Raw genomic sequence first — 24,607 nt, 5'->3', positions numbered from 1 at the left:
ATTGGACGCCTTTGGCGTCCTCAGAGCCTCGCCCCACAAGGGGCGAAGGGCTTCCTTCTCCGACCAGGGACGACACCCATGGCAGCTCCGGGACCCGGCGGGCACGCGATGCGTCCGCTGACCGCGCGCGACCGCATCGGCTTTTTCGCCATGGTGGTCGGCATGTTCATGGCGATCCTGGACATCCAGATCGTCTCCAGCTCCCTGTCGGAGATCCAGGCGGGTCTGGCGGCCAGCGCCGACGAGATCTCGTGGGTGCAGACCTCCTACCTGATCGCCGAGGTGGTGATGATCCCGTTGTCGGGCATCCTCTCGCGCATCCTGTCGACCCGCGTCCTGTTCACCACGGCGGCGGCCGGCTTCACCCTGACCAGCGTCGCCTGCGCCTTTTCCGGCGGCATCGAGACGATGATCGTCTGGCGGGCGCTTCAGGGCTTCATCGGCGGGGCGATGATCCCGACCGTCTTCGCCACCAGCTTCGCCATCTTTCCGCCGGAGAAGCGGGCCGGCGTCTCGGTCATGATCGGCCTCGTCGCCACCATGGCGCCGACCATCGGCCCGACGCTCGGCGGATGGCTGACCCAGAGCCTGTCCTGGCATTGGCTGTTTCTGGCCAACGTCCTGCCCGGCATCATCGTCACCTCGCTGGTCTGGTTCCTGGTCGACGTCGACCGGCCGAACCCGGAGCTGCGCAAGGGCTTCGACTTCCTCGGGCTCGGGCTGATGGCCGCCTTCCTCGGCAGCCTCGAATACGTGGTCGAGGAAGGGCCGCGCAACGACTGGCTGGCCGACGAGACGGTGGCGGTCTTGGCCGTGGTCGCGGTGGTCGGCGGGGTCGGCTTCTTCTGGCGGGTGCTGAGCTACAAGAATCCGATCGTCGAGTTGCGAGCCTTCGCCGACCGCAACTTCGCCATCGGGTCGCTCTACAGCTTCATCATCGGCGTCGGCCTCTACGGCTCGGTCTATCTCCAGCCGCTGTTCCTGGCGCGGGTGCGGGGCTTCAACAGCCTGCAGATCGGCACGATCATGTTCGTGACCGGCGCCTTCCAGTTCCTGTCGGCGCCCATCGCCGGGGCCTTGTCGAAGAAGCTCGACCTGCGGGTCATGCTGGGCATCGGTTTGGTGCTGTTCGGCACCGGTGTCTGGCTGAACAGCCACCTGACCGCCGACACCGGATTCTGGGAGCTGTTCCTGCCGCAGGCGGTGCGCGGGCTGTCGCTGATGCTGTGCTTCATCCCGATCAACAGCATCGCGCTCGGCACCCTGCCGCCCGACAAGCTGAAGAACGGGTCGGGCCTGTACAATCTTATGCGCAACCTGGGAGGTGCCATCGGCTTGGCGGTGATCAACACCGTGCTGATCGAGCGCGGCGCCCTGCACACCAACCGCCTTGGCGACAACCTGAACCTCGCCCGGCCGGAGGTGCAGCAGATGCTGGACGGGCTGACGGCGAGCTTCGACGGGCTGGTGTCCGATCCGGCTGCCGCGGCGATGGCGAAGCTGGTCGGGCTGGTGCAGCGTGAATCGATGATCCTGACCTTCAACGACTGCCTGCTGCTGATGTCGGGCGTGTTCTTCGCGGCGCTGCTGTTCATGCCGCTGGTGCGGCGGCCGGGCGGCATGGTGAAGGCCGATCACTGAGGCCGGCCTTTAGGAAGGGCGACGGCGGGATAGGCCGCACCGTTCCGGTTGTGCTATAAGCGCCCGCATCCTCCGCCCACCCGCACCCGGTCCGTTATGAGCAAGCGTCAGTACACCAGAGCCGAGGTCAAGGAACTGCTTGGGGCGCTGGAGCGCCAGTGCCGGGAGGCCTCCAAGCTTGCCCAACTGGCGGAGCACGAGGCCAGCAAGCACAGCTTCGGCGCCTACCGCGACTTCCGCGACAAGGTGGGCGAGTTCCAGGCGCTGGTCATCCTGATCGAGCAGCGGCTGCGCAATCTGGTCGACAACCGCTCCGACGACCTGCGCGACCAGTTCGAGCGGCTGGACACGGTGATGCTGGCGCTTCTGGTGCGCGCCAGCATGCGCTTCTTCTTCGTGCTGTCGGCCAACCCGATCCTGCCGATGGGCGCCCGCGAGATCTTCGTGGCGGAGCTGCGCAGCCTGCACGACGCCAACGAGAAGCTGCACCGCCCCGGCTACATCGGCAAGCTCGGCCCCGAACTGGAGCGCGAGCTGGAAACCGCCTCCCTGATCCTGGAAGAGATCATCGACAAGGCGCCGAGCCTGCTGAATTTCCGGGGGTAGGGCAGGAGAAGCCGGCGGGGCTGCCGGCCCCGCCTTTGTCGGTCCTTATTTCGCCAGGAAGGCCGCGATGGTGTCGCCGGCCTTCGCCATGTTCGCCACGCCGTCGAGATGGCCCAGCGTCGAGGTGATCGCCTCGGTGTACTCCACCGCGTTGCCCTGCTTCTCCAGCCGGTCCTTCAGCGGGCGCATGTTGCGGTCGGGCGGGAAGACCAGATCGTCGGCGGACGGGATCAACAGCACCGGCGCCTTGATCTTCGCCAAGCCGTCCTCCAGCGAGCCGCCGTTGCCGGTCACGAAGGTCTGGTTGGCCTTCACCAGATAGAGGAAGTGGTTGGCGTCGCTGACCGCCGCGCGGGCGGCGGCGGATTTCTCCAGCCACGCCTCGATGGCGTATTGGTTGCCCATGGCGGCGCGGGGATCCTTGCCGTCCTCCGCCCATTTGCGGCCGAAGGCGGCGTCGGCCCATTTCCAGTGGCGGGCGTGCAGGGTGACCAGCTTCAGCGCCTCGGTCAGCCCGGCCCTGGGCTCGGCCTTGCCGTAGTAGTCGCCGTTGTTCCAGTTGGGGTCGAGCTTGATCGGCGCCGCCCACAGGTTCAGCCAGCCGATCAGGAAGGGGTCGGCCTCCGGCCCGCCGATGGCGGCGATCACCCGCTTGACGCTGTCGGGATAGGCCGCCGCCCATTCCAGCGCCTGAAGCGACCCCATCGAGCCGCCCATCACCGCCTGCAACGACTTGACGCCCAGGCTGTCGAGCAGCGCCTTCTGCACGTTGACGAAATCGCGGATCGTGACGATGGGGAAGCTCATGCCGTAGGGCGCGCCGGTGTCCGGGTTGACGCTGGCCGGGCCGGTGGTGACGACGGCGGGGTCCTTGGGCGACAGGTTCACCAGCGTGTCGGAGCTGACGATGAAGTATTTGTCGGTGTCCAGCGGCTTGCCCGGACCGACGATGGCGTCCCAATAGCCCGGCGCGGCGTCCTCGGCCTTGTATTTCCCGGCAGCGTGGCTGTTGCCGCTGAAGAAATGGGTGATGAGGATGACGTTGTCCTTGGCCTCGTTCAGCTTGCCGTAGCTTTCCCAGCCGACGCGGACGTTCTTGATCGTCCCGCCGCCGGTGGTGGTGTAGGACGGCATCTCGAACACCTTCTTCTCGACGATGCCGTCGAGGGCCAAGGCCGGCGTGCCGCCGAACACCCCGCCAAACAGCCCGGTCGCCAGGGCGATCCCGCCGAGGCGCCGGCCCCAGCGGCCGGCGGCGCCGGTTTCAAGACAACGCATGAATCATCCTCCCGTTCGATTTTGCTCTTGTTTGTGCCACGCGTCAGGACAGGCGCACGGCGGTGCCGTTCACCGACACCATCAGCATGCCGTTCTCCTTGCCGAGAACCTCGTAATCGATGTCGACGCCGACGATGGCGTCGGCGCCCAGCGCCTGGGCCGCCGCCGTCATGTCGGCGAAGGCGGCGTCGCGGGCTTCGCGCAGCGCGGCCTGATAGCCGCCGGCCCTCCCGCCGACGATGTCGCGGATCGAGGAGAACAGGTCGCGGAAGACGTTCACACCCATGATCGCCTCGCCGGCGACCATGCCGAGATATTGGGTGGCCGGGCGGCCTTCCACCGTGTCGGTGCTGGTGATGATCATGCGGGGTCCTCCTTGAGGGGAACGGCTTCTGAGGCGTTGCGTCGGGAACGCTGCGCGGTACAGATGGCGGTCCCCACGGCCGAGTCCAAGGCGGCACTGCAAAATCGCACGGGCTTTGAGTCCAAAGGGCAAGGGCGACGCCGCACCCCTGCGCGTCCGCTGTCCGTTCCGTTCCAGGGGAAGCTTTCGGGGATGCGATCATGGACGAGACGCGGCGCGCCATCCTGCGCTGGATGACCGGGGTGATGGAGGCGCGGGGCTGGAGCGCCGGGGCCTGGGCGCGCGAGGCCGGCGTCACCGCGACCAACCTGACGCGCTTCCTGCGCGATCCGGTGATGGGCAGCCTACCCAGCGCCGACACGCTGGCCCGCCTCGCGCGGATCGCCGGGTCGGAGCCGCGCTTCCTCGACGAGCGCGCCTACCCGCCGGTGGCGCGGGTGCCGGTGCTGACGGTGGAGCAGGCCCACGCCTTCCTCGACCTCGGCCGCCGGGCCGGCGAACTGTTTCTCGCCACGGCCTTGCGCGCGGGCAGCCAGTCCATCGTCCTGGACGCCATCGCCTCGCCCCGCGCCTTCGCGCTGCGCATCGTCTCGAAAAGTCTGAACGCCGCCGGCGTTCTGCCGCAGGACTGCGTCGTTCTGGAACCGCTCGACGTGTTGCCGCCGCGTTCGGGCGACGTGGTGGTGACGGTCGGGGACGGGACGGTGTGCGGTTACCGGTTCTTTCCGCCGCAGCTTCTGCCGGTGTCCACCGACCCCGATTGCCAGCCGACGCCCATCGACCGTGCCCATGTAGCCGGTGTAGCGGTTCAGGTCGTCCGCGCCCTCAAGTTCTTGTAGGTCCAAGAATCAAGACCTCACAATGAATCAATATGTGGGCGCTCTTACCCCGTTCTGTTTTGTTCTCATAGTATCGGTGTCACGGGCTTAAAGAAAAATGCCGGACAAAAGTCTTGGTGAAGCGTATGGCTAAGCTGTAGGTTCTGCTTTTGTTCTTGAAAACTGCGTGTTCGCATCTCATATTCAGGGTCCGGCGGAGACGGCCCGCTGGGCAGGCTGCAAAGGCGCAGCACCGGAACAATCGGCTGAACGGACGGCGGTGGGCATGGCGATCACGGATGCGCAGCGGGCCTTGCGGGCGGGGCGGATCGGGTCTTCGGACGCGACCCGCGTCATGGCCGGCGACTGGCTGGCTCTGTGGCGGGAGAAGACCGGGCGGGTGGAACGCGACAACCTCGACCTCGTCGCCGCCGTGCAGATCGGCATCGCCACCGAGCACCTGCACCCCCGCTTCGTCGAGCACGCGACCGGTCTGGCCTGCGTCGCGGCGCCCGACAGCTTCTTCCACGCCGAGCACAACTGGATGGTCGCGCATCCGGACTTCCTGGCGCGCAGCGCGGCGGACGGGGAGTTGGACACCGTCGTCGAGGCCAAGTTCAACAGCGGCTTCCAGACCGACACCGACCTCGCCCGCCGCTATCACTGGCAGCTCCAGCACCAGCTGGCGGTGATGGGGCTGGAGCGCGGGCTGCTGTCGATCCTGCGCCCGACCGGCCACGCGATGGTCTCGGTCCCGCGACGGGCCGACGACGTGGAGCATCTGATCGAGACGCTGGAGGCCTTCTGGTGGCACGTCGTCAACGACGTGGAACCGAGCGACCCGCTGCCGGTTGAGGGTCCGTCCTACGAGACCCGCCGCGTCCTCGACATGAGCCGCCACAACCGGTTCCGGGCGCTCGCCGAGGCTCTGCTCGACCGGCGCGCCGCGACGCTGGAGGCCAGGGAAGCCGAGGCGTCGATCAAGGCGCTGATGCCCGACGACGCCCGCGTGGCCTTCGTCGGCGCCGACGAGCCGGGGCGGGGGCTGTATCTGACGCGCGACCGCGACGGGCGGCTGAGCCTGCGCTACGGCGCGCCGCCGCGCCGCGCGCTGGGCGACGCGCAGCACTGGGCGCCCTCCGCTGACCCGAGCCTGGAGGCCGTCCTGACCGAGGGCTGGACCGCCGGCTGGGGTGAGGGGAGTGCCAACACGACTGGACAAGAAGGACGCGACCAATGGGACGCATGAGCAAGACCGACACCGTCGTCGCCGAGAACCCGACCGCCGAAACGCCGACCCAGAAGCCGGCCCAAAACCCGGCCGCGCCCCGCGTCGAAGCGTCCGATCCGCAACGCATCGACAGCCTGTTCATCTGGAACCGTCTGAAGCGCACCGACCCGAAGGCGACCAAGCCCTTCACCCGGCCCGGCGGCTTCCGCGGCACGCAGATCGACCCGACGTGGCGTCTTCAGATGATGACCGAGCTGTTCGGCCCGGTCGGCAAGGGCTGGGGCTACGAGCAGATGGACTGGACCATCGCGGAGCGGATGATCTTCATCTGCGCCCGCGTCTGGTACGTCGATCCGGAGACGAAGGAGAAGTGCTTCACCGGCCCGCAATGGGGCGGCACCGAGATGGTGCGCCGCCGCAACGGAGTGGAGATGCCGGACGACGAGTGCTTCAAGATGTCGATGACCGACGCGGTCGGCAAATGCCTGCTGCAGCTTGGTCTGGCCGCCGACGTCTATCTTGGCCAGTTCGACGACAGCAAGTACCGCGAGGAATCGGAGGCGTTCTACGCCGCCAAGTCCAACCCGGACCTGCAGCCCGCCGCCATCGAGGGCTTCGAGGAGGAGGTCAAGCGCCGCCTCAACGCCTGCCTCGACTTGGACGATCTGGAGGAGGTCTGGCGGGCCGGCGTCGGCTCGCGCCTGCGCGAGATCGGCGGGGTGGACCGCGCCGCCCAGCACCGCATCACCGGCCTGTTCGCCCAGAAGAAGGCCGAAATACTCAAGCGCGAGGAGGATGACGGGCGGGAGGAAGCCGCCTGACTTCTGTCCTTCTCCAGGGAGAACGGCCGATGACACCACACACCCACTCCCCCAGCGGCCTGTTCCGCATGAGCGTCTGGGAGAGCGAGTTCGAGCGGACCAACGCCCAGCTTCCGCGCTGGTACTGGAACCGCGAGCAGCGCCGCCGCCGCTACGCGCGCTGGGTCGAGGCGGAGGCGGAGACGCTGGCGATGCGGCTGTCGGGGCTGCTGCGTCCCGACACCCCCGACGAAACCGCCGGTCCGGCCCGCGTTCTGGTCGAGTCGCTCGCGCGTGACATCGACTGGGCGCGGCGGTTGGAAGAGGACGAATTCGACGACGAACAGTTTGACGGCGAGACGCATCCCGGCCCGCTGCAGCACGCGGCGTGAGCGGAGCGTTTCGCCCGACCAGAAAGGACGACAGCCATGATGATCGAGGAGGTCCAGGCGCATCTGCGCGCCGCTCAATCCCAGATCGGGCGCGAGGGCCGCTTCGCGCTCACCCTCAGCCTGGACGGGCGTGAGGAATGCTACATCACCCATTGGTTCCGGCCCGATCCCCACGCCTTCGAGGACTGCAAGGCGGTGGGGTCCGGGACGATCACGGAATGCCTCGCGGCGCTCGACCGCTACGTCGCCTCCAACCGGACGGCGGCTGGGCGCTCGCGCGCCGAGGCTCCGGCGCTGATGGCGGCCGAATGACATCCCCGTAACCGGTCCGGCCATCGGCTCTATGCCCCTCGTTCCCCCCGCGAACGAGGGGCTTTTTTTGACCGGACGCCCCGGTTGCATTACTCTGCGCTCGACACAGCCGGTGGGGTGCTGCATGGATCCGGTCTTCGCCTTGTTGGGAATTCTCGGCGCTCTGGCGGCCGGCGCCGTCAGTCCGGGGCCGAGCTTCGTGCTCGTCGCCCGGACGGCGGTCGCGGTGTCACGCGGCGCCGGTCTGGCCGCTGCGTTTGGCATGGGCGTCGGCGGGGTGTTCTTCGCTGCTCTGGCCCTGCTGGGGCTCCAGGCGCTGCTGATGCAAGTCGCGTGGGCCTACGCGCTGCTGAAATTGGCTGGTGGACTGTATCTGGTCTGTCTGGCGATCCGCCTCTGGCGTGGCGCCTCGGCGCCGCTGGCGATGGGTGGAATGATAGCACCGGCGGGCCTGCTCAAGCCCTTTGCGTTCGGGTTGCTGACCCAGCTCAGCAACCCGAAGACCGCCATCGTGTATGGCAGCATTTTCGCCGCCCTGCTTCCGGCCGATCCGCCGGGTTGGCTTCTGGCCGTCCTGCCGCCGTCGATTTTCCTGATCGAGGCGAGTTGGTACGCGGTCGTGGCGGTGGCGTTCTCGGCGGGGCGGCCGCGCGCGGCCTATCTGCGGTCAAAGAGTTGGATCGACCGGATTGCGGCCTCGGCCATGGGGGCGTTGGGGGTTCGGTTGATGGTCGACACCGCTGTGCCCCCTCCCTAACCCTCCCCCGCCTTCGGCGGGAGAGGGAACTCCGCTGAACGCCGACAAGTCTCCGGCCCCCTCTCCCGCGCCAGCGGGGGAGGGATGGGGAGGGGGCACAGCGGTGCGACTACTTCTTCTTCCCCGTCTGCGCCCGCGCGAACGCCTCTGCGAAGGCGCTGTTGATCGGCTCCGCAGCCTTGGGCTTGGGCGGAGCCTTCGGGGCGGGCGAGGGCGGCGGACGGCGGTCGCCTTGCGGACGGTTGCCCATCCCCGGACGCTGGTTGCCGGGGCCGCGCTCGCCGGCCGGGCCTTGTCCCGGCGCCGGGCGCGGCGCCGCATCCGTCAGGCGCATGGTCAGGGCGATGCGCTTGCGCGGGATGTCGACCTCCAGCACCTTGACCTTCACCACGTCGCCGGCCTTCACGACCGTGTGCGGATCCTTCACGAAGCTGGAGGACAGCTGCGAGATGTGGACAAGCCCATCCTGGTGGACGCCGATGTCGACGAAGGCGCCGAAGGCGGTGATGTTGGTGGCGACGCCCTCCAGAATCATGCCGACTTCAAGGTGCTTCAGTTCCTCCACGCCGTCCTTGAAGGTCGCGGTCTTGAACTCGGGGCGCGGGTCGCGGCCGGGCTTTTCCAGCTCCTTGACGATGTCCTCGACGGTCGGCAGGCCGAAACGTTCGTCGGTGAACGCCTCGGCGTCGAGGCCGCGCAGGAAGCGGGCGTCGCCGATCAGGCTGCCGAGATCGCGGCCGGTCGTCTTCAGGATGCGCTGGACCACCGGATAGGCTTCCGGGTGGACCGCCGAGCCGTCAAGCGGGTTGTCGCCCGCGCGGATGCGCAGGAAGCCGGCGGCCTGCTCGAAGGTCTTCGGTCCCAACCGCGCCACGTCGAGCAACTGCTTGCGCGAACGGAAGGCGCCGTTGCGGTCGCGGTGCTCGACGATGTTGCGGGCGATGGTCTCGTTCAGCCCCGACACGCGGGTCAGCAGCGGGACCGAGGCGGTGTTGAGGTCCACGCCCACGGCGTTCACGCAATCCTCGACCACGGCGTCCAGCGAGCGCGCCAGTTTGCCGCCGGCCACGTCGTGCTGGTACTGGCCGACGCCGATGGATTTCGGCTCGATCTTCACCAACTCGGCCAGCGGATCCTGGAGCCGCCGGGCGATGGACACGGCGCCGCGCAGGCTGACGTCCAGACCGGGGAACTCCAGCGCCGCCGTTTCCGACGCCGAATAGACCGAGGCGCCGGCCTCGCTGACCACCAGCTTGGTCAGCGACAGTTCCGGGTGGCGCTTCATCAGGTCGGCGGCCAGCTTGTCGGTCTCGCGCGACGCGGTGCCGTTGCCGATGGAGATCAGCTCGGCCTTGTGCCGGTGGGCCAGCGCCGCCAGCACGGCGATGGAGCCGTCCCAGTCGTTGCGCGGCGGGTGCGGGTAGATGATGACCGTCTCCACCAGCTTGCCGGTGGAATCGACCACGGCGACCTTCACGCCGGTGCGGATGCCGGGGTCCAGCCCGATGGTCGTGCGCTGCCCGGCTGGGGCGGCCAGCAGCAGATCGTGCAGGTTGCGGGCGAAGACGCGGATCGCCTCGTCCTCCGACCGTTCGCGCAACGACCCCATCAGGTCGGTCTCGACATGCGGGCCGATCTTCAGCTTCCAGGTCCAGCGCACCACGTCGGACAGCCACTTGTCGGCCGGGCGACCCTGGTCCTTGATGCCGGTGTGGACGGCGATGGTCCGTTCGGCGGGGTGGGGCTGGCCCTCCTCGACCGGCAGGTCCAGGCCGATGTCGAGCACGCCCTGGGCGCGACCCCGGAACAGCGCCAGCGCGCGGTGCGACGGCACCTTCGCCCAAGCCTCCGAGAAGTCGAAGTAATCGGAGAACTTGGCGCCCTCGGCCTTCTTCTCCTCGACCACCTTGGAGGTGACGACGCCCTTCTCGGCCATGGCGGTGCGCAGGCGGCCAACCAGTTCGGCGTCCTCGCCGAAACGCTCGACCAGGATGTGGCGGGCGCCGTCCAGCGCGGCCTTCACGTCGGCGACCGATTTCTCCGGATCGACGAAGGCGGCGGCCTCGGCCTCGGGCGCCTTGGCGGGGGTGGCCAGCAGCGCGTCGGCCAGCGGCTCCAGCCCGGCCTCGCGGGCGATCTGGGCCTTGGTGCGGCGCTTCTGCTTGTAGGGGAGGTAGAGATCCTCCAGCCGGGTCTTGGTGTCGGCCTGCTTGATCTGGCGTTCCAATTCCGCCGTCAGCTTGCCCTGCTCCTGGATCGTGGACAGGATCGTGGCGCGGCGGTCCTCCAGTTCGCGCAAATAGCCCAGCCGTTCCTCCAGATTACGGAGCTGGGTGTCGTCCAGACCGCCGGTCGCTTCCTTGCGGTACCGCGCGATGAAGGGCACGGTGGAGCCCTCGTCGAGCATGGCGACGGCGGAGGCGACCTGGGATTCGCGGACCGACAATTCGTCGGCGATGCGCTGGCTGATGGACAGCATGAGGATGGGGACCGCGCTGGTTATGGAAGCCGGAAGGCCGCTCCTATACCGCGATCGGGGTGGGCCGACCAGTCTCCCGATGGTCAAGGCGTGTCGGGTCGGGATTTTCGCAAAAAGGTGGTAGCAGCACTTTCCCGTGACCCCGTTCACAGCTCGTTAACCATGTTGGCGCTACATCTGTGCGTGCAACTTGGTTGCGTTTCCTCCCGAACCAAACTCAAGGCGGCTCGCTGCATCTGTGGCTGAGCCGCCTTTTTTCTGGGCAACTCCCGCGACCATCGGAGCGGGGCGCGACAGAGTTTTTCCCCTTGCCAAGCTGGGGGGAAACATCCTTACAATCGGTTGGGATTACTCCAACCGGTCTGGGATTTTGGCGTTTCTCCTCGCAGCCATCCTTTTCCTGCTCGTCATGGCGGGACTCGCCGTCGCGGCGCGCCGGAAAAGCTGGGCCGGCACGGCCGTCTATGGCGGGACGGCGGCGGCCTGCGGGGTGATCGCGCTGTGGGCGGCGGTCGCCTTGGCGGGGCGGAGCGCGCCGGTCGCGCTGACCCTGCCGATGGGAATTCCCTGGATCGGGGCGCATCTGCGGGCCGACGGGCTGTCGGCCTTCTTCCTGCTCGTCGTCGGCTTCGGCGGCGTCACCGCCAGCCTGTTCGGCTGGGGTTACGAGCGCGCCCACGCGCACGGCCACGCGGCGGCGTCCGGCCCGGTTCTGCCCTTCTTCCCGCTGTTCCTGGCCGGCATGAGCCTCGTGCTGCTGGCCGACGACGCCTTCACCTTCCTGGTGTCGTGGGAGTTCATGTCGCTGGCCTCCTGGCTGCTGGTGCTGTCCACCCACCGTGAATCGGAAACGCCGGACGCCGCGCGTCTCTACCTCGTCATGGCGAGCGCCGGCACGGCCTGCTTGCTGTTGGCCTTCGGCCTGCTCGCCGGGGGCTTGGGCGATTACCGTTTCGACGCAATCCGCGCCCACGCGCCTCAGGGCGGGGCCGCCGCGCTGACCGTCCTGCTGGTGATGCTGGGCGCCGGATCGAAAGCCGGGTTGGTGCCTCTGCACGTCTGGCTGCCGCTGGCCCACCCGGCCGCGCCCAGCCATGTGTCGGCGCTGATGTCCGGCGTGATGACCAAGGTGGCGGTCTACGCCCTGGTCCGCGTGCTGTTCGACCTGCTGGGCGAGCCGGTCTGGTGGTGGGGTGGGGCGCTGATGGCGGCGGGGTCGGCGACGGCGGTGATGGGCGTGCTTTACGCCCTGATGCAGGACGACGTGAAGCGGCTGCTGGCCTGCTCGACCATCGAGAACATCGGGGTGATCGTCATCGCGCTGGGGCTGGCGCTGGTCTTCAAGGCCAGCCACACGCCGGTCATCGCCGCCCTGGCGCTGAGCGCGGCGCTGCTGCACGTCGTCAACCATTCCCTGTTCAAGAGCCTGCTGTTCTACGTGGCCGGTGCCGTGCTGACCGCGACCGGGTCCCGCGACCTGAACCGGCTGGGCGGGCTGATCCACCGCATGCCGACGACGGCCTTCCTGGCGCTGGTCGGTGCCGCCGCGATCTCGGCGCTGCCGCCGCTGAACGGCTTCGTCGGCGAATGGCTGCTGTTCCAGGCGATCCTCAACGCCCCGGCCCTGCCGGAGTGGTCGCTGAAGATCGGCATCGCCGTGGTCGGGGCGGCGGTGGCGCTCGCGGCGGCCCTGGCGGCGGCCTGCTTCGTGCGGTTCTACGGCATCGCCTTCCTTGGGCGGCCCCGCTCGGCCGAGGCGGAGCGGGCGGGGGAGGTCGGTTCGGCCATGCGGATCGGCATGGTGGTGCCGGCGGTGCTGTGTGTCGTGCTGGGCGTGCTGCCGACGCCGCTGATCCGGCTGTTCGAGCCGGCGGTGCGCGCCATGGTCGACGCCGGGCCGTTCGACGACCGCGCCTACCAGCCCTGGATCTGGCTGTCCCCGACTTCGGCCATCGGCAATTCCTACAACGGGCTGGTGCTGCTGGCGGTGATCGCAGCGCTGTCGGTCGTGCTGGTATTGGTGATCCACCGCCGGGCGTCCGACCGGGTGCGCTGGTCCACCGCCTGGGGCTGCGGCCATGAAGAGCCCGATCCGCTGGCCGTCTCGCAATACAGCGCGTCGAGCTTCGCCCAGCCGATCCGCCGCGTCTTCGGCGGCACGGTGTTCGCCGCCCGCGACCGGGTCGAGATGCCGGAGCCGGGCGACACCCGGCCCGCGCGGCTGACCGTGACCTGGACCGATCCGGCCTGGGCCTTCCTGTTCACGCCGTTGCGGCGCGCGGTCGACTGGCTGACCCGCCAAGCGGACGTGCTGCAATTCCTGACCATCCGCAGCTACCTGACGCTGATGTTCGCGGCGCTGGTCCTGGTGCTGATTCTGGTCGCGGTGGTGCGGCCATGATCGCGGCGGTTTTCCACCAGATTGCGCAAATGGCCTTGGTGCTGGTTCTGGCGCCGCTGTTGACCGGCTGGATCCGGCTGGTCAAGGCGCGGCTGGTCGGGCGGCGGGGGCCGTCGCCGGTGCAGCCCTACCGGGACTTGATGCGGCTGCTGCGCAAGGAGGTCGTGCTCGCCCGCAACGCCTCCTGGCTGTTCCGCTCCGTGCCCTACGTGATGTTCACGGCGATCTGGCTGGCGGCCGGGCTGGTGCCCGTCTTCACCACGCAACTCGCCCTGGCGCCCACCGCCGACCTGATCGCGCTGATCGCGCTGCTGGGGACCGCCCGCTTCTTCCTGGCGCTCGCCGGGATGGACACCGGCACCAGTTTCGGTGGGCTGGGCTCCTCGCGCGAGATGATGATCGCGGCGCTCGCCGAACCGGCCATGCTGATGGTGGTGTTCTCCGTCGCCATCCTGGTCCGCTCCACCTCGCTGGCCGAGATCGCCGGGTTCATGATGTCGGGGGCGGTGGGCTTGCGGGTCTCGCTGGCCTTGGCGCTGATCGCGCTGGTGATGGTCGCCATCGCCGAGAACGCCCGCATCCCCATCGACAACCCGGCCACGCATCTGGAACTGACCATGGTCCACGAGGCGATGGTGCTGGAGTATTCCGGCCGTCATCTGGCGCTGATCGAGGCGGCGGCGATGCTCAAGCTGCTGCTCTACGCGGCGCTGATCGCCTGCGTCTTCGCCCCCTGGGGCATGGCGCCCCCCACCGGGGGCAGCGCCATCGTCGGGCTTCTGGCCTTCCTGGCGAAGCTTGCCCTGGCCGGAGCGGCGCTCGCCCTGTTCGAGACCTCCATCGCCAAGATGCGGGTCTTCCGCGTCGGCGAGTTCCTGGGCGGCGCCCTGCTGCTGAGCCTGCTCGGCGCCATCTTCCTCTACGTGTCGCGCGGGGTGTGAGGGCCATGGATTTCGGCTACGACGCGGCCCATCTCCTCGGCACGCTGGTGCTGCTGACCAGCTTCGCGCTGCTCTACCAGCGCCGGCTGTTCGCGCTGCTCAACGTCTTCACGGTGCAGGCCCTGGCGCTGAGCGCGGCGGCCGCGTGGCAGGGCTACGCCCATGACGAGCCGCACCTTTACATCACGGCGCTGCTGACCCTGACGCTGAAGGCCATCGCCATCCCGGTCGCTCTGCACCGCATCGTCCGGCGACTGAACATCCACCGCACGGTCGAGCCGGCGCTGGGCATCGGTCTGACCATGCTGGCCGGGGTGTCGCTGGTCACCCTGTCGATCCTGCTGGTCCTGCCGGTGACCGAGAACGCGACCGCCCTGACCCGCGAGGATCTGGCGCTGTCCCTTTCGGTGGTGCTGCTAGGCCTGCTGATGATGATCGCGCGGCGCAACGCCGTCAGCCAGGTCGTCGGCTTCATGTCGATCGAGAACGGGCTGATCCTGGCGGCGGTCGGCGTCGCCGGCATGCCGCTGGTGGTGGAGATGTCCATCGCCTTCTCGGTGATGGTCGCCTTCATCATTTTCGGCATCTTCCTGTTCCAGATTCGCGAGCGCTTCGACACGCTCGACCTGCGCCGGATCGAGCGCTTCCGAGGGGAAAGCGATTGACCCCCTTCCTGCCTCTGGTCCTGGGGATCCCGCTGGTCTCGGCCCTGCTGCTGGCGCTGGTGCCGGGCTGGCGGCTGGCCGCCCGGCTGAACGTCGGGGCCAGCGCGCTGACCCTGGCGGCGGCGCTGCCGCTGTTCGCGGCGGAGCCGGCGGCCGGCGTGTTCCTGCTGCTCGACGCCTTCAACGTCACCCTGATCGGGCTGACCGCCTTCGTCGGGCTGACGACCTCGGTGTTCTCCGCCGGCTACATCGGGCACGAGGTCGAGAGCGGCACGCTGAACCCGCTGCGGCTGCGCTTCTACCACGCCATGTACCAGGCCTTCCTGTTCACCATGCTGCTGGCGCTGTCGGCCAACAACCTCGGCGTGCTGTGGGTGGCGGTGGAGGGAGCGACGCTGACCACCGTGCTGATGGTCAGCCTCTACCGCACGGCGGCCAGCATCGAGGCGGCGTGGAAGTACTTCATCCTCTGCGGCGTCGGCATCGCGCTCGCCCTGTTCGGCACCATCCTGATCTATCTGGCGGCGCAGCCGGTGATGGGGCCGGGAATGGCGGCGATGACCTGGACCCTGCTGTTGGAGCACGCCGCCCGGATCGACCCGAACATCCTGAACCTCGCCTTCGTCTTCCTGCTGATCGGCTACGGCACCAAGATCGGTCTGGCGCCGCTGCACGCGTGGCTGCCCGATGCCCACGCGGAGGGGCCGACGCCGATCTCCGCCGTGCTGTCGGGGCTGCTGCTGAACGTGGCGCTCTGCGCGGTGCTGCGCTTCAAGATGCTGCTGGCGGCGAACGGGGCGGCGATGGCGCCGGGACCGCTGATGATCGCCATGGGCCTGATGTCGCTGCTGCTGGCCGGGCTGATGCTGTACCGGCGGCGCGACATCAAGCGCTTCTTCGCCTACAGCTCCATCGAGCACATGGGCATCGTCACCGTCGCCTTCGGGATCGGCGGGCCGCTGGCGAGCTTCGCCGGGCTGCTGCACATGGCGATGCACAGCCTGACCAAATCGGCGATCTTCTACGCCGTCGGGCATGCGGTGCAGGTCACGGGAACCCAGCGCATCGACGGCATCCGCGGGCTGACGGTCAGCCATCCGGCGCTCGGCTGGGGCCTGCTGGCCGGGGTGGTGGCGATCGCCGGGCTGCCGCCCTTCGGCGTGTTCATGAGCGAGTTCCTGCTGATCACCAGCACCTTCGCGCGCCAGCCGCTGCTGGCGCTGGCGCTGTCCGGCGGCATTCTGCTGGCTTTCGGGGCGCTGGTGCTGCGGGTGCAGCAAATATGCTTTGGTGAGCCCAGCGTTGGCGAAGCGGCGGGCGCGGGCAGGCCGATCCACGGCACGCTGGTTCCGCTCTACGCGCATCTGGCGCTGGTGCTGCTGGCCGGGCTGTGGCTGCCGGGACCGCTGGTTGGGTGGTTCCAGACCGTCGCCGCGTTGCTGGGATAGGGGAGGGCGCATGGAAGAGGGCGAGGACACCCTGTTCGGCCTGCTGGCCCGCATCGGCCGTCCGGTGCCGGATCACCGGCCCTGGCCGCGCCACGTCACCGACCGCGCCGGCTGGCTGACCCTGATCGAGAATCTGGGCGTCGCCGACTGGTCGCTGCTGGGCTTGTGGGGCGAGCCGGCGGCGGTCCACGCCGCCTTGCGCGCGGAGGCGGCGGGAGAGGTCGCGGTGATCAGCCTGCCCTGCCCGGAGGGCCGCTTCCCCAGCCTGTCCGCCGTCCGCCCCGCCGCGATCCGGCTGGAGCGCGCGGCCTGCGACCTGTTCGGCCTGACGGCGGAGGGGATCTCCGACGACCGCCCCTGGCTGGATCACGGCCATTGGGGCGTGCGCCATCCGCTGGCCGACGCGCCGGAACAAGGGGCGACGGCGGTACCCTATCCCTTCCTGAAGGCGGAGGGCCACGGCCTGCACCAGATCCCGGTTGGACCGGTGCATGCCGGCATCATCGAGCCCGGCCATTTCCGCTTCACCGCCAACGGCGAGACGGTGGTGCGGCTGGAGGAGCGGCTTGGCTACGTCCACAAGGGCCTCGAGGGGCTGATGCGCGGCAAGACGCCCACCGACGCCGCACGGATCGTCGCCCGGCTGTCCGGCGACAGCACCGTGGCCCATTCCATCGCCTTCGCCCAAGCGGTCGAGGCGGCGCTCGGCGTCGACATCCCGCCGCGCGCGGTCTGGCTGCGCGCCCTGATGGCGGAGTTGGAGCGTGTCGCCAACCATCTCGGCGACATCGGCGCGGTCTGCAACGACGCGGCTTTTTCCTTCCTGCTGGCCGAGCTGGGCCAACTGCGCGAACTGGTGCTGCGCGCGGCCGATTCCTGTTTCGGGCACCGGCTGATGATGGACCGGGTGGTGCCCGGCGGCGTTGCCCTGGACATCGCGGAGACCGGGCCGAAGCGTCTGTTCGACCTGACCGCCGAACTGCGCCGCCGCTTTGCACCGCTGGTCGCGGTCTACGACGGCAAGGCGTCGCTGCAGGACCGCACGCTGTCGACCGGCATCGTCACCACCGGTCTGGCCGCCCGTTTCGGGGCCGGCGGCTTCGTCGGGCGGGCGTCGGGGCGTGGTCTGGACGCCCGCAAGGCGCCGGGCTACGCGCCCTACATCGAGCTTGAGTTCGAGGTTCCGGTCCTGACCGAGGGTGACGTGAACGCCCGCCTGTGGATCCGCATCCGCGAGGTGGAGCAGTCCTTGTCCCTGATCGACCAGATCCTGCGCCGGATGCCGGGTGTCCCGCGCGGTCCGGACGGCATCACGCCGCCGCCGCTGGCGTCCATGCCGGCGGGGCGGGGCGGGGAAGGGATGGCGCTGGTCGAATCCTTTCGGGGCGAGATCCTGACCTGGGTCCGCGTCGACGCGGACGGCACCATCGGGCGCTGCCACCCGCGCGACCCGTCCTGGTTCCAATGGCCGCTGCTGGAAGCCGCCATCGAGGGCAACATCGTCGCGGACTTTCCCTTGTGCAACAAGTCCTTCAACTGTTCCTACTCGGGCCACGATCTGTAAGGGGAGGCTGCCGGTGTTCAAGCACATTCTGCGGTCCCTGACCGGCGGGCCGGTGACGGAGGCGTCGCCCGGTCCGTCCGAAACCGCCCTGGCCGAGTTGGCGGGCCGCGTCGACCGCGCGTCCAAGGCGCGGTTGGGCCGCAGCCTGTCGATCCGACAGGTCGACGCCGGGTCCTGCAACGGGTGCGAGCTGGAAATCCACGCGCTCAACAACCCGGTCTACGATGTGGAGCGTTTCGGGATCCGCTTCGTCGCCTCGCCGCGCCACGCCGACGTGCTGTTGGTGACCGGCCCGGTGACGCGGAACATGGCGGACGCCCTGCGCCGGACCTGGGAAGCGACCCCCGATCCCAAATGGGTGGTGGCCTGCGGCGCCTGCGCCATCGACGGGGGGGTGTTTGCGGGATCCTACGCCTGCGTCGGCGCGGTGGAGGCGGTGCTGCCGGTCGATCTGCGGATTCCCGGCTGCCCGCCCCGCCCGGCCGAGTTGCTGGCCGGGCTTCTGGCTCTTCTGGAGCGGAACGCGACCGCGCCCTGACCTTGGAAGGTCAGGGCACGCGGCTTTCCGACAGGCGGTGGCGCGCCTCCGGGGACAGGCGGCCGAGAGTCGTCACCACACGGTCGTCGATCTCTCCCCGCAGCCGCTCGTCCTCGACGCGATTGGCGTCGATCAGCGCCTTGAGGCGCTCCTGGTCGAAGGGCTTGGCGGCCAATTCGGCCCGCAGGCGCGGGCCGAAGGCGGCGCGCTTCTCGTCCATGCGGGCGAACAATGGCCGGGCCTCGTCCAGCGCGTTGCGCAGGATCGCCGCGTCGGCCGCTGGCAGATGCTTGGAGACGCCGTCGATGAAATGGGCGACCGCCTCCGGTCCCGGCGGCGGCGGGGGAGGGCGCAGCATATGGGCGACGGCGAAGCCGCCGGCCAGCATGTTCACCGCCAGGGAACCGACCAGAAGGAACCACGGCCAACGGCGCCGGGCAGTCGGCGTCGCAGTCGGAATCATCGAGTCTCTCCCAAATAACTGCTGACGATCATCGCGCCGGACAAATCCAGGGAGTTCGTCCGCTGAAAGGGCAGGACGGCCTGATTGTAGGTCAGAAAGCCCAGAACCGCCATCGCCGCCAGGAACCCGGCGGTCGGCGCGGCGCGCAGGGGGGATTTCGCGAGAAACCATGGCACGAACTCCGGCACCGTCCGTTCGGCGAGCCGTTCGAAGATGCGATCGTAGACCCGCTGTTCGCGCTCGTCCGACAGGTCGGGCGCGGTTGCGGCGTTCAGCAGTTGGTCGGTGATCGCCGCGTCGCCCAACTCCCGCCGGGCCTCCTCGCTGTCGTCGAGCAGGGCCAGCGCCTCGGGGGCGACCTGGGGGGGCCAGCGGTCGAGGTTGGCACCATGGACCGCGGCGTAGCGTTTGAACTCTTTGAGTGTCATGGCCGTACGCCGTCCTTCTGACGGATCAGGGGTTGAAGACGTGCGCGTACCACACGGCGCGCACGCACGAGAAGACTTTCCATTGCCGAAACCGAAACTTGCAGAACCTCCGACGCCTCCGCGCACGTCATCTCCTCATGGTAGCAAAGGCTGAGCGCGGCACGCTGCCGTTCCGGCAAGGCGGCGATGGCGGCGTCGACCTCCGCGCCGATGCGGCGCCCGTCGATCAGCGTCTCGGCGCTCCAGGCCGGGTCGACGATCTCCTCGGCGGCATCCAGCGGCGCAAAGCTCCGCCGTCGCCGGTAGTCGATGGACCGGTTCACGACGATGCGGTAGAGCCATGTCGTGAACCGCGTCCCGTCGCCCCGCCAGCGGTCGGCATTCGCCCAGATTTGAAGGAAAGCGTCCTGCACGATCTCCTCCGCGTCGCTGGCGTTGCCGACGACGCGCTGGGCCAAGGCAAGGCTGCGCCGCATGTGCCGGCGCGTCAGAGTTCCGAAGGCTTTTCGGTCTCCAGCGGCGGCATCCGCCATCAAGGACTCATCGGAAACCGTATCGTCTTCCCTAGGCTCCACGCCTTTGTCCGTCCGCTCCAGATTGCTTTCGATAGGTTATACGATACGGGTCCGACAATCCTGCGCGGGCTGCGGCATTTTCTCTGGAACCCGCATTATGCGATATCGCATGAAGATCATTTATTTTCCATAACTGTAATTATGCGCTTTTCATGTCCCTTTGGGGGAGGTGGCTTCCGACCGTTGAACGATCCGGGCCATGGCGGCGTTTACCCTTCACAGAACGAGGCCAAGCCGCCCACCGAACCGCCTTGAGGAACCACCCCCGATGCTGCAACTGAACCCGCCCCTTCCCATGGACACGCCCAAGGGCCCGGCGCTCGCCCATTTCCTGATCGATTACGGGCCGGAGCACGATCTGTGCTGGGTCTGCTTCCAGGACGAGACCGGCGAATGCTGGACGTGGCGCAACCGCGAGATCCGGGCGCCCAAGAACATCACCATGGGCCGCCGGACTTCCGACCATCGCCCGAAGCCCGATCTCCGGGTGGCCGCCGAATGAGGGCCGCCCCCTCCCCTGGCCGATGATCCTATGACCAAGCCGTGCACAACGCTCCTCATTCTGTTCACAAACGCGGAGGAATTTGTTCAAGGCCTTAACCGATGGTCTCCCTCGAACGGTTCGGCGGTCGGATCGTTCGCAGAGCAAGGAGACTTCGGGTGATCAGCAAACTCCAGGCGGCGGCTCTCGCGGCTGTTGTGACTCTTCCGCTCGCCCTGTCGGGCACCGCGCAGGCCGGCGCGACCTTCGACGGCGTGAAGCAGAAGGGCTACGTCCAGTGCGGCGTCAATCTCGGGCTGTACGGCTTCTCGGCCCCCGATGACAAGGGCAAGTGGACCGGCCTGGATGTGGATGTCTGCCGCGCCGTCGCCGCCGCCATGTTCGGCGACGCCGAGAAGGTCAAGTACACCCCGCTGTCGGCCCAGCAGCGCCTGCCCGCCCTCCAGTCGGGCGAAGTCGATCTGCTGTCGCGCAACACCACCCGCACGCTGACCCGCGACACCGCCAACGGCCTGAACTTCGCGCCGACCAACTACTACGACGGCCAGGGCTTCATGGTCTCGGCCAAGCTGGGGCTGAAGAGCGCCAAGCAGTTGAACGGCGCCACCGTCTGCGTCCTGCCCGGCACCACGACCGAGCAGAACGTCGCCGACTTCTTCCGCGCCAACAAGATGAACTTCAAGCCGGTCGTCATCGAGAAGAACGAGGAACTGCACAAGGCGTTCTTCGCCGGCCGTTGCGACGCTCTGACCTCCGACGCCTCGCAGCTCGCCGCCATCCGCGCCGCCGAGACCTCCAACCCCAACGACTTCCTGATCCTGCCGGAGCTGATCTCCAAGGAGCCGCTGTCCCCGGCCATCCGCCAGGGCGACGAGGAATGGACCAACCTCGTGACCTGGGCCTTCTACGCCATGGTCCAGGCCGAGGAGAAGGGCATCACGTCCGAGACGGTCGACGCCGCCATGACCTCCCCCGATCCCGACGTGAAGCGCTTGCTGGGCGTGACCGCCGGCAACGGCAAGGCGCTCGGCGTCGAGGAGAACTGGGCCTACAACATCGTCAAGCAGGTCGGCAACTACGGCCAGAGCTACGAGCGCAACGTCGGCGCCGGCTCCAAGCTGAAGATGCCGCGCGGCCAGAACGCGCTCTACACCGAGGGCGGCATCATGTACGCCCCGCCGCTGAAGTAACGGGCGGTTCCGGAACCGGCGCCGGGAAGCGTTCCGTTCTTCGCTCCCGGCGCCTCCCCTCCCCCGTACGGAGCGTGAGATGTCGAAACTTGTCCAAGCGCTGAACTCCGCGCGCGTGCGGGGCTGGCTGTATCAGGCGTTGTTCCTGTCCGCGACGGTCGCCCTCGGCTGGTATCTGGTTTCCAACACCCTGACCAACCTCGGCACGCGCGGCGTCGCCACCGGCTTCGGCTTCCTGGAGCGCGAGGCCGGCTTCGAGATCGGCGAGAGCCTGATCGCCTACGCCGCCTCCGACACTTATCTCAAGGCGCTGGTCGCCGGCCTGTTGAACACGTTGACCGTGTCGGCCGCCGCCGTGGTGCTGGCCTCGATCCTGGGCGTCGCCATCGGAGTGGCGCGGCTGTCGTCGAACTGGATGGTCGGGCGTTTCGCCGCCGTCTTCGTCGAGACGGTCCGCAACGTGCCGCTGCTGCTGCAACTGGTGGTCTGGTACACGATCATGAACCGGCTGCCCAGCCCGCGCGAGGCGATGGAGGTTCTGCCCCACATCTTCCTCAGCAACCGCGGCCTGAAATTCCCGGTCTTCGTCGAGCACCCCGGCCATGGCTGGGCCTTCCTGGCGCTGATCCTCGGCATCGCCGCCGCCTTAGCCGTCGTCCGCTACGGCCGCCGTCACCGCGAAACCACCGGCAAGCCCTTCCCCACCCTGCCCGTGGCGCTTGCCGCCGTGTCGCTGCCGCCGGTCGCGGTGTTCCTGGTCAGCGGCGCGCCCTTCGCCTTCGACGTTCCGGTGCTGACCGGCTTCAATTTCGAAGGCGGCGCCTCGGTCTCGCCGGAGTTCACGGCGCTGCTGATCGGGCTGTCGGTCTACACCGCCGGCTTCATCGCCGAGATCGTGCGGTCGGGCATCCTCGCCGTGCCGCATGGGCAGACGGAGGCCGGTCTGGCGCTGGGCCTCAGCCCGGCGCACATCCTGCGCCTCGTCATCCTGCCGCAGGCGCTGCGGGTGATCGTGCCGCCGCTGACCAGCCAATACCTGAACCTGACCAAGAACAGCTCGCTGGCCGTCGCCATCGGCTACCCGGATCTGGTCAGCGTCACCAACACCTCGGCCAACCAGACCGGCCAGGTGGTGGAGGCGGTGGCGATGATGATGCTCGTCTATCTGGTCATCAGCCTGCTCATCGCCGGCTTCATGAACTGGTACAACCAAAAATTGGCCCTGGTGACGCGATGAGCAAGGATCTCTCCCCGCCCCCCTCGACCGTCCCGCCCGCCGGCTGGGCCGCCTCCTACGAGGAGGAGCCCTCGCAGGCCTCGACCCCGCCCTCGCCTTACGGTGCGCAAGGTGGGATGACCTCCCTCAAGCCCTTCGGCTGGGCCAAGGACAACCTGTTCAACACCAAGCTGAACACGGTCCTGACGCTGGCCTGCCTCGCCATCCTGTGGTTCGCGGTGCCGCCGGTGGTCAGTTGGGTGCTGCTCGACGCCACATGGCTCGGCACGTCCGAGGAATGCCGCGCCGGGGCCGGGGCCTGCTGGTCGATCATCGTCGTCAAGCACCGGCTGATCTTCTTCGGCACCTACCCCTACGACGAGCAGTGGCGCCCCTTCCTGGCCTGCGCCCTGTTCGTGGCGATGCTGGGCGTCAGCGGCGTCCGCGCCTTCTGGCGGCCCGGTCTCGCCGTCGCCTGGGCGCTGGTGCTGGTCGGCATGGGCGTGCTGATGTGGGGCGGCGTGCTGGGTCTGACCCATGTGCCCAACGACAAGTGGGGCGGGCTGCCGATCACGCTGATGCTGTCGGTGTTCTCGATCACGCTGGCCTTCCCGCTGTCGATCCTGCTGGCGCTCGGCCGCCAGTCGTCGCTGCCGGCGATCCGCACCATCTGCGTCGGCTTCATCGAGTTGATGCGCGGCGTGCCGCTGGTCAGCGTGCTGTTCATGGCCTCGGTGATGTTCCCGCTGTTCCTGCCGGAAGGCGTGACCATCGACAAGCTGCTGCGCGCGCTGGCCGGTCTGACCCTGTTCACCGCCGCCTATCTCGCCGAAGCCGTGCGCGGCGGGTTGCAGGCGATCCCCAAGGGGCAGTACGAGGCGGCCGACGCGCTGGGGCTGGGCTACTGGCAGAAGACTTGGCTGATCATCCTGCCCCAGGCGCTGCGCATCGTGATCCCGCCGATCGTCAACCAGTTCATCTCCTGCTTCAAGGACACCTCGCTGGTCACCATCGTCGGCCTGTACGACCTGCTGACCGCCGCGACGGTGGCGACCACCGACCCCGAATGGCGCCCCTTCTTCGCCGAGGTCTATGTCTTCGCCGGGCTGCTGTTCTGGATCTTCTGCTTCAGCATGTCCCGCTACAGCCAATGGCTGGAGCGCATGGCGAACCGCTACAACCGCCGCTGACCGGCTTCGTGGAGAGCATTGCAATGACCGCCGCAACAAGCGCCAACGCCATCATCGAACTCCGCAAGGTCGGCAAGTGGTACAACAGCTACCACGCCCTGCGGGACGTCAGCCTGACCATCGGCAAGGGCGAGAAGGTCGTCGTCTGCGGCCCCTCGGGCTCGGGCAAGTCGACGATGATCCGCTGCATCAACCGCCTGGAAGCGCACCAGACCGGCCACATCATCGTCAACGGCACCGAGCTGACCGACGACGTGAAGTCGGTGGAGAAGGTCCGCAAGCAGGTCGGGATGGTGTTCCAGAACTTCAACCTGTTCCCGCATCTGAGCGTCCTTCAGAACCTGACCCTCGCGCCGATCTGGGTGCGCGGCATGGCCAAGTCGGAGATCGAGGACATCGCCATGATGTACCTGCGCCGCGTCCGCATCCCGGACCAGGCGCACAAGTTCCCCGGCCAGCTTTCCGGCGGCCAGCAACAGCGCGTCGCCATCGCCCGCGCGCTGTGCATGCGCCCGGAGATCATGCTGTTCGACGAGCCGACCTCGGCGCTCGATCCCGAGATGGTCAAGGAGGTGCTCGACGTCATGATCGAGCTGGCGAACGAGGGCATGACGATGGTTTGCGTCACCCACGAAATGGGCTTCGCCCGGTCGGTCGCGGACTCTATCATCTTCATGGCCGAAGGCTCGATCATCGAGAGCGGGTCACCGGCCGAGTTCTTCGAAAACCCGAAAAGCGAACGCACCCGCCAGTTCCTGGGCCAGATCCTGGAGCATTGAGACCGGCGGGACGGAAGGGACGGACCCGC

General features: G+C 68.3%; 25 protein-coding genes. 19 read left to right on the top strand and 6 right to left on the bottom strand.

All coding sequences use genetic code 11. The annotated features are described in order from the left end of the window. The first annotated feature begins 78 nt into the window (after positions 1-78). Positions 79-1,641: a DHA2 family efflux MFS transporter permease subunit gene (locus EJ913_RS06130; RefSeq protein ID WP_185909696.1), complete on the top strand. Its 1,563-nt coding sequence runs from the start codon at positions 79-81 to the stop codon at positions 1,639-1,641. Positions 1,642-1,737: 96 nt separating this feature from the next. After that, positions 1,738-2,247, top strand: a complete 510-nt coding sequence (locus tag EJ913_RS06125) for a hypothetical protein (protein WP_126995825.1) — start codon at positions 1,738-1,740, stop codon at positions 2,245-2,247. Positions 2,248-2,292: 45 nt separating this feature from the next. On the opposite strand, the gene EJ913_RS06120 is transcribed toward EJ913_RS06125, so the two are convergent. Together EJ913_RS06120 and EJ913_RS06115 are read right to left on the bottom strand one after the other, a co-directional pair. Then, entirely contained in the window at positions 2,293-3,525 is a 1,233-nt protein-coding gene (locus EJ913_RS06120) for an E22 family MetX-like putative esterase (protein ID WP_126995823.1), read from the bottom strand. A 43-nt stretch (positions 3,526-3,568) separates the two neighbouring features. Beyond that, a complete protein-coding gene (locus EJ913_RS06115) occupies positions 3,569-3,889 on the bottom strand; it encodes a heavy metal-binding domain-containing protein (protein WP_126995822.1) in 321 nt (106 codons plus the stop codon). Positions 3,890-4,089: 200 nt separating this feature from the next. Here EJ913_RS06115 and EJ913_RS06110 point away from each other — a divergent pair, with 200 nt between their 5' ends. From EJ913_RS06110 to EJ913_RS06085, 6 genes are all read left to right on the top strand, one after another. Further along, positions 4,090-4,728, top strand: a complete 639-nt coding sequence (locus tag EJ913_RS06110; protein WP_126995820.1) for a helix-turn-helix domain-containing protein — start codon at positions 4,090-4,092, stop codon at positions 4,726-4,728. Positions 4,729-4,993: 265 nt separating this feature from the next. Next, positions 4,994-5,956, top strand: coding sequence for a YqaJ viral recombinase family protein (locus EJ913_RS06105; protein ID WP_126995818.1), 963 nt, complete (start codon positions 4,994-4,996; stop codon positions 5,954-5,956). Further along, positions 5,944-6,759, top strand: coding sequence for a hypothetical protein (locus tag EJ913_RS06100; protein ID WP_238519087.1), 816 nt, complete (start codon positions 5,944-5,946; stop codon positions 6,757-6,759). The genes EJ913_RS06105 and EJ913_RS06100 overlap by 13 nt, the downstream gene beginning before the upstream one ends. 29 nt (positions 6,760-6,788) lie before the next feature. Further along, positions 6,789-7,130, top strand: coding sequence for a hypothetical protein (locus tag EJ913_RS06095; protein ID WP_244939260.1), 342 nt, complete (start codon positions 6,789-6,791; stop codon positions 7,128-7,130). A gap of 36 nt (positions 7,131-7,166) precedes the next feature. After that, a complete protein-coding gene (locus tag EJ913_RS06090; protein WP_126995816.1) occupies positions 7,167-7,442 on the top strand; it encodes a hypothetical protein in 276 nt (91 codons plus the stop codon). Positions 7,443-7,566: 124 nt separating this feature from the next. Beyond that, a complete protein-coding gene (locus EJ913_RS06085) occupies positions 7,567-8,199 on the top strand; it encodes a LysE family translocator (RefSeq protein WP_126995814.1) in 633 nt (210 codons plus the stop codon). Between the two features lie 109 nt (positions 8,200-8,308). On the opposite strand, the gene EJ913_RS06080 is transcribed toward EJ913_RS06085, so the two are convergent. Beyond that, complete coding sequence (locus EJ913_RS06080; protein ID WP_126995812.1) at positions 8,309-10,678, bottom strand: Tex family protein; 2,370 nt, start codon at positions 10,676-10,678, stop codon at positions 8,309-8,311. Positions 10,679-11,087: 409 nt separating this feature from the next. On the opposite strand from EJ913_RS06080, the gene hyfB reads away from it, so the two are divergent. From hyfB to EJ913_RS06050, 6 genes are read left to right on the top strand one after another with little or no spacing between them, the layout of a single operon-like run. Continuing rightward, positions 11,088-13,079: a hydrogenase 4 subunit B gene (gene hyfB / locus EJ913_RS06075; RefSeq protein WP_126995810.1), complete on the top strand. Its 1,992-nt coding sequence runs from the start codon at positions 11,088-11,090 to the stop codon at positions 13,077-13,079. Next, on the top strand, positions 13,076-14,020 hold the full coding sequence (locus EJ913_RS06070) for a respiratory chain complex I subunit 1 family protein (protein WP_185909695.1): 945 nt from the start codon (positions 13,076-13,078) through the stop codon (positions 14,018-14,020). Before hyfB ends, EJ913_RS06070 begins: the two co-directional genes overlap by 4 nt. 5 nt (positions 14,021-14,025) lie before the next feature. Beyond that, a complete protein-coding gene (locus tag EJ913_RS06065; protein ID WP_126995808.1) occupies positions 14,026-14,685 on the top strand; it encodes a hydrogenase-4 component E in 660 nt (219 codons plus the stop codon). Further along, positions 14,682-16,133 (top strand): hydrogenase 4 subunit F, encoded by a 1,452-nt coding sequence (locus EJ913_RS06060; protein ID WP_126995806.1) that lies wholly within the window; start codon positions 14,682-14,684, stop codon positions 16,131-16,133. Before EJ913_RS06065 ends, EJ913_RS06060 begins: the two co-directional genes overlap by 4 nt. A 10-nt stretch (positions 16,134-16,143) precedes the next feature. Further along, the gene (locus EJ913_RS06055; RefSeq protein WP_126995804.1) at positions 16,144-17,697 is read left to right on the top strand and encodes a hydrogenase large subunit; all 1,554 of its coding nucleotides are present in this window, start codon (positions 16,144-16,146) and stop codon (positions 17,695-17,697) included. A 13-nt stretch (positions 17,698-17,710) separates the two neighbouring features. Continuing rightward, positions 17,711-18,235, top strand: a complete 525-nt coding sequence (locus EJ913_RS06050) for an NADH-quinone oxidoreductase subunit B family protein (protein ID WP_126995802.1) — start codon at positions 17,711-17,713, stop codon at positions 18,233-18,235. A 10-nt stretch (positions 18,236-18,245) separates the two neighbouring features. Here EJ913_RS06050 and EJ913_RS06045 read toward each other — a convergent pair whose 3' ends face one another. Genes EJ913_RS06045 through EJ913_RS06035 form a run of 3 tightly spaced genes read right to left on the bottom strand, consistent with a single transcriptional unit; the run spans position 18,246 to position 19,659 of the window. Continuing rightward, entirely contained in the window at positions 18,246-18,698 is a 453-nt protein-coding gene (locus tag EJ913_RS06045; RefSeq protein ID WP_126995800.1) for a periplasmic heavy metal sensor, read from the bottom strand. Continuing rightward, positions 18,695-19,126 carry a hypothetical protein gene (locus EJ913_RS06040; protein ID WP_126995798.1) on the bottom strand — a complete coding sequence of 144 codons (432 nt, stop codon included), beginning with the start codon at positions 19,124-19,126 and terminating at the stop codon, positions 18,695-18,697. The genes EJ913_RS06045 and EJ913_RS06040 overlap by 4 nt, the downstream gene beginning before the upstream one ends. Then, positions 19,123-19,659 (bottom strand): sigma-70 family RNA polymerase sigma factor, encoded by a 537-nt coding sequence (locus EJ913_RS06035; protein ID WP_238519077.1) that lies wholly within the window; start codon positions 19,657-19,659, stop codon positions 19,123-19,125. Before EJ913_RS06035 ends, EJ913_RS06040 begins: the two co-directional genes overlap by 4 nt. A 310-nt stretch (positions 19,660-19,969) precedes the next feature. On the opposite strand from EJ913_RS06035, the gene EJ913_RS06030 reads away from it, so the two are divergent. The 5 genes from EJ913_RS06030 (at position 19,970) to EJ913_RS06010 (ending at position 24,578) form a co-directional block, all read left to right on the top strand. Beyond that, positions 19,970-20,203 (top strand): hypothetical protein, encoded by a 234-nt coding sequence (locus EJ913_RS06030; RefSeq protein WP_126995794.1) that lies wholly within the window; start codon positions 19,970-19,972, stop codon positions 20,201-20,203. Positions 20,204-20,361: 158 nt separating this feature from the next. Next, positions 20,362-21,393: an amino acid ABC transporter substrate-binding protein gene (locus EJ913_RS06025; protein ID WP_126995792.1), complete on the top strand. Its 1,032-nt coding sequence runs from the start codon at positions 20,362-20,364 to the stop codon at positions 21,391-21,393. 79 nt (positions 21,394-21,472) lie between these two features. Continuing rightward, a complete protein-coding gene (locus tag EJ913_RS06020) occupies positions 21,473-22,630 on the top strand; it encodes an amino acid ABC transporter permease (RefSeq protein ID WP_126995791.1) in 1,158 nt (385 codons plus the stop codon). Next, positions 22,627-23,799 (top strand): amino acid ABC transporter permease, encoded by a 1,173-nt coding sequence (locus EJ913_RS06015; protein ID WP_126995789.1) that lies wholly within the window; start codon positions 22,627-22,629, stop codon positions 23,797-23,799. The genes EJ913_RS06020 and EJ913_RS06015 overlap by 4 nt, the downstream gene beginning before the upstream one ends. Before the next feature lie 23 nt (positions 23,800-23,822). Continuing rightward, a complete protein-coding gene (locus EJ913_RS06010; protein ID WP_126995787.1) occupies positions 23,823-24,578 on the top strand; it encodes an amino acid ABC transporter ATP-binding protein in 756 nt (251 codons plus the stop codon). Positions 24,579-24,607 lie beyond the last annotated feature (29 nt).

The organism is Azospirillum doebereinerae (genome assembly GCF_003989665.1).
Taxonomy (GTDB): Bacteria; Pseudomonadota; Alphaproteobacteria; order Azospirillales; family Azospirillaceae; genus Azospirillum; species Azospirillum doebereinerae.
This window is presented reverse-complemented; position numbering and strand designations above follow the sequence as displayed.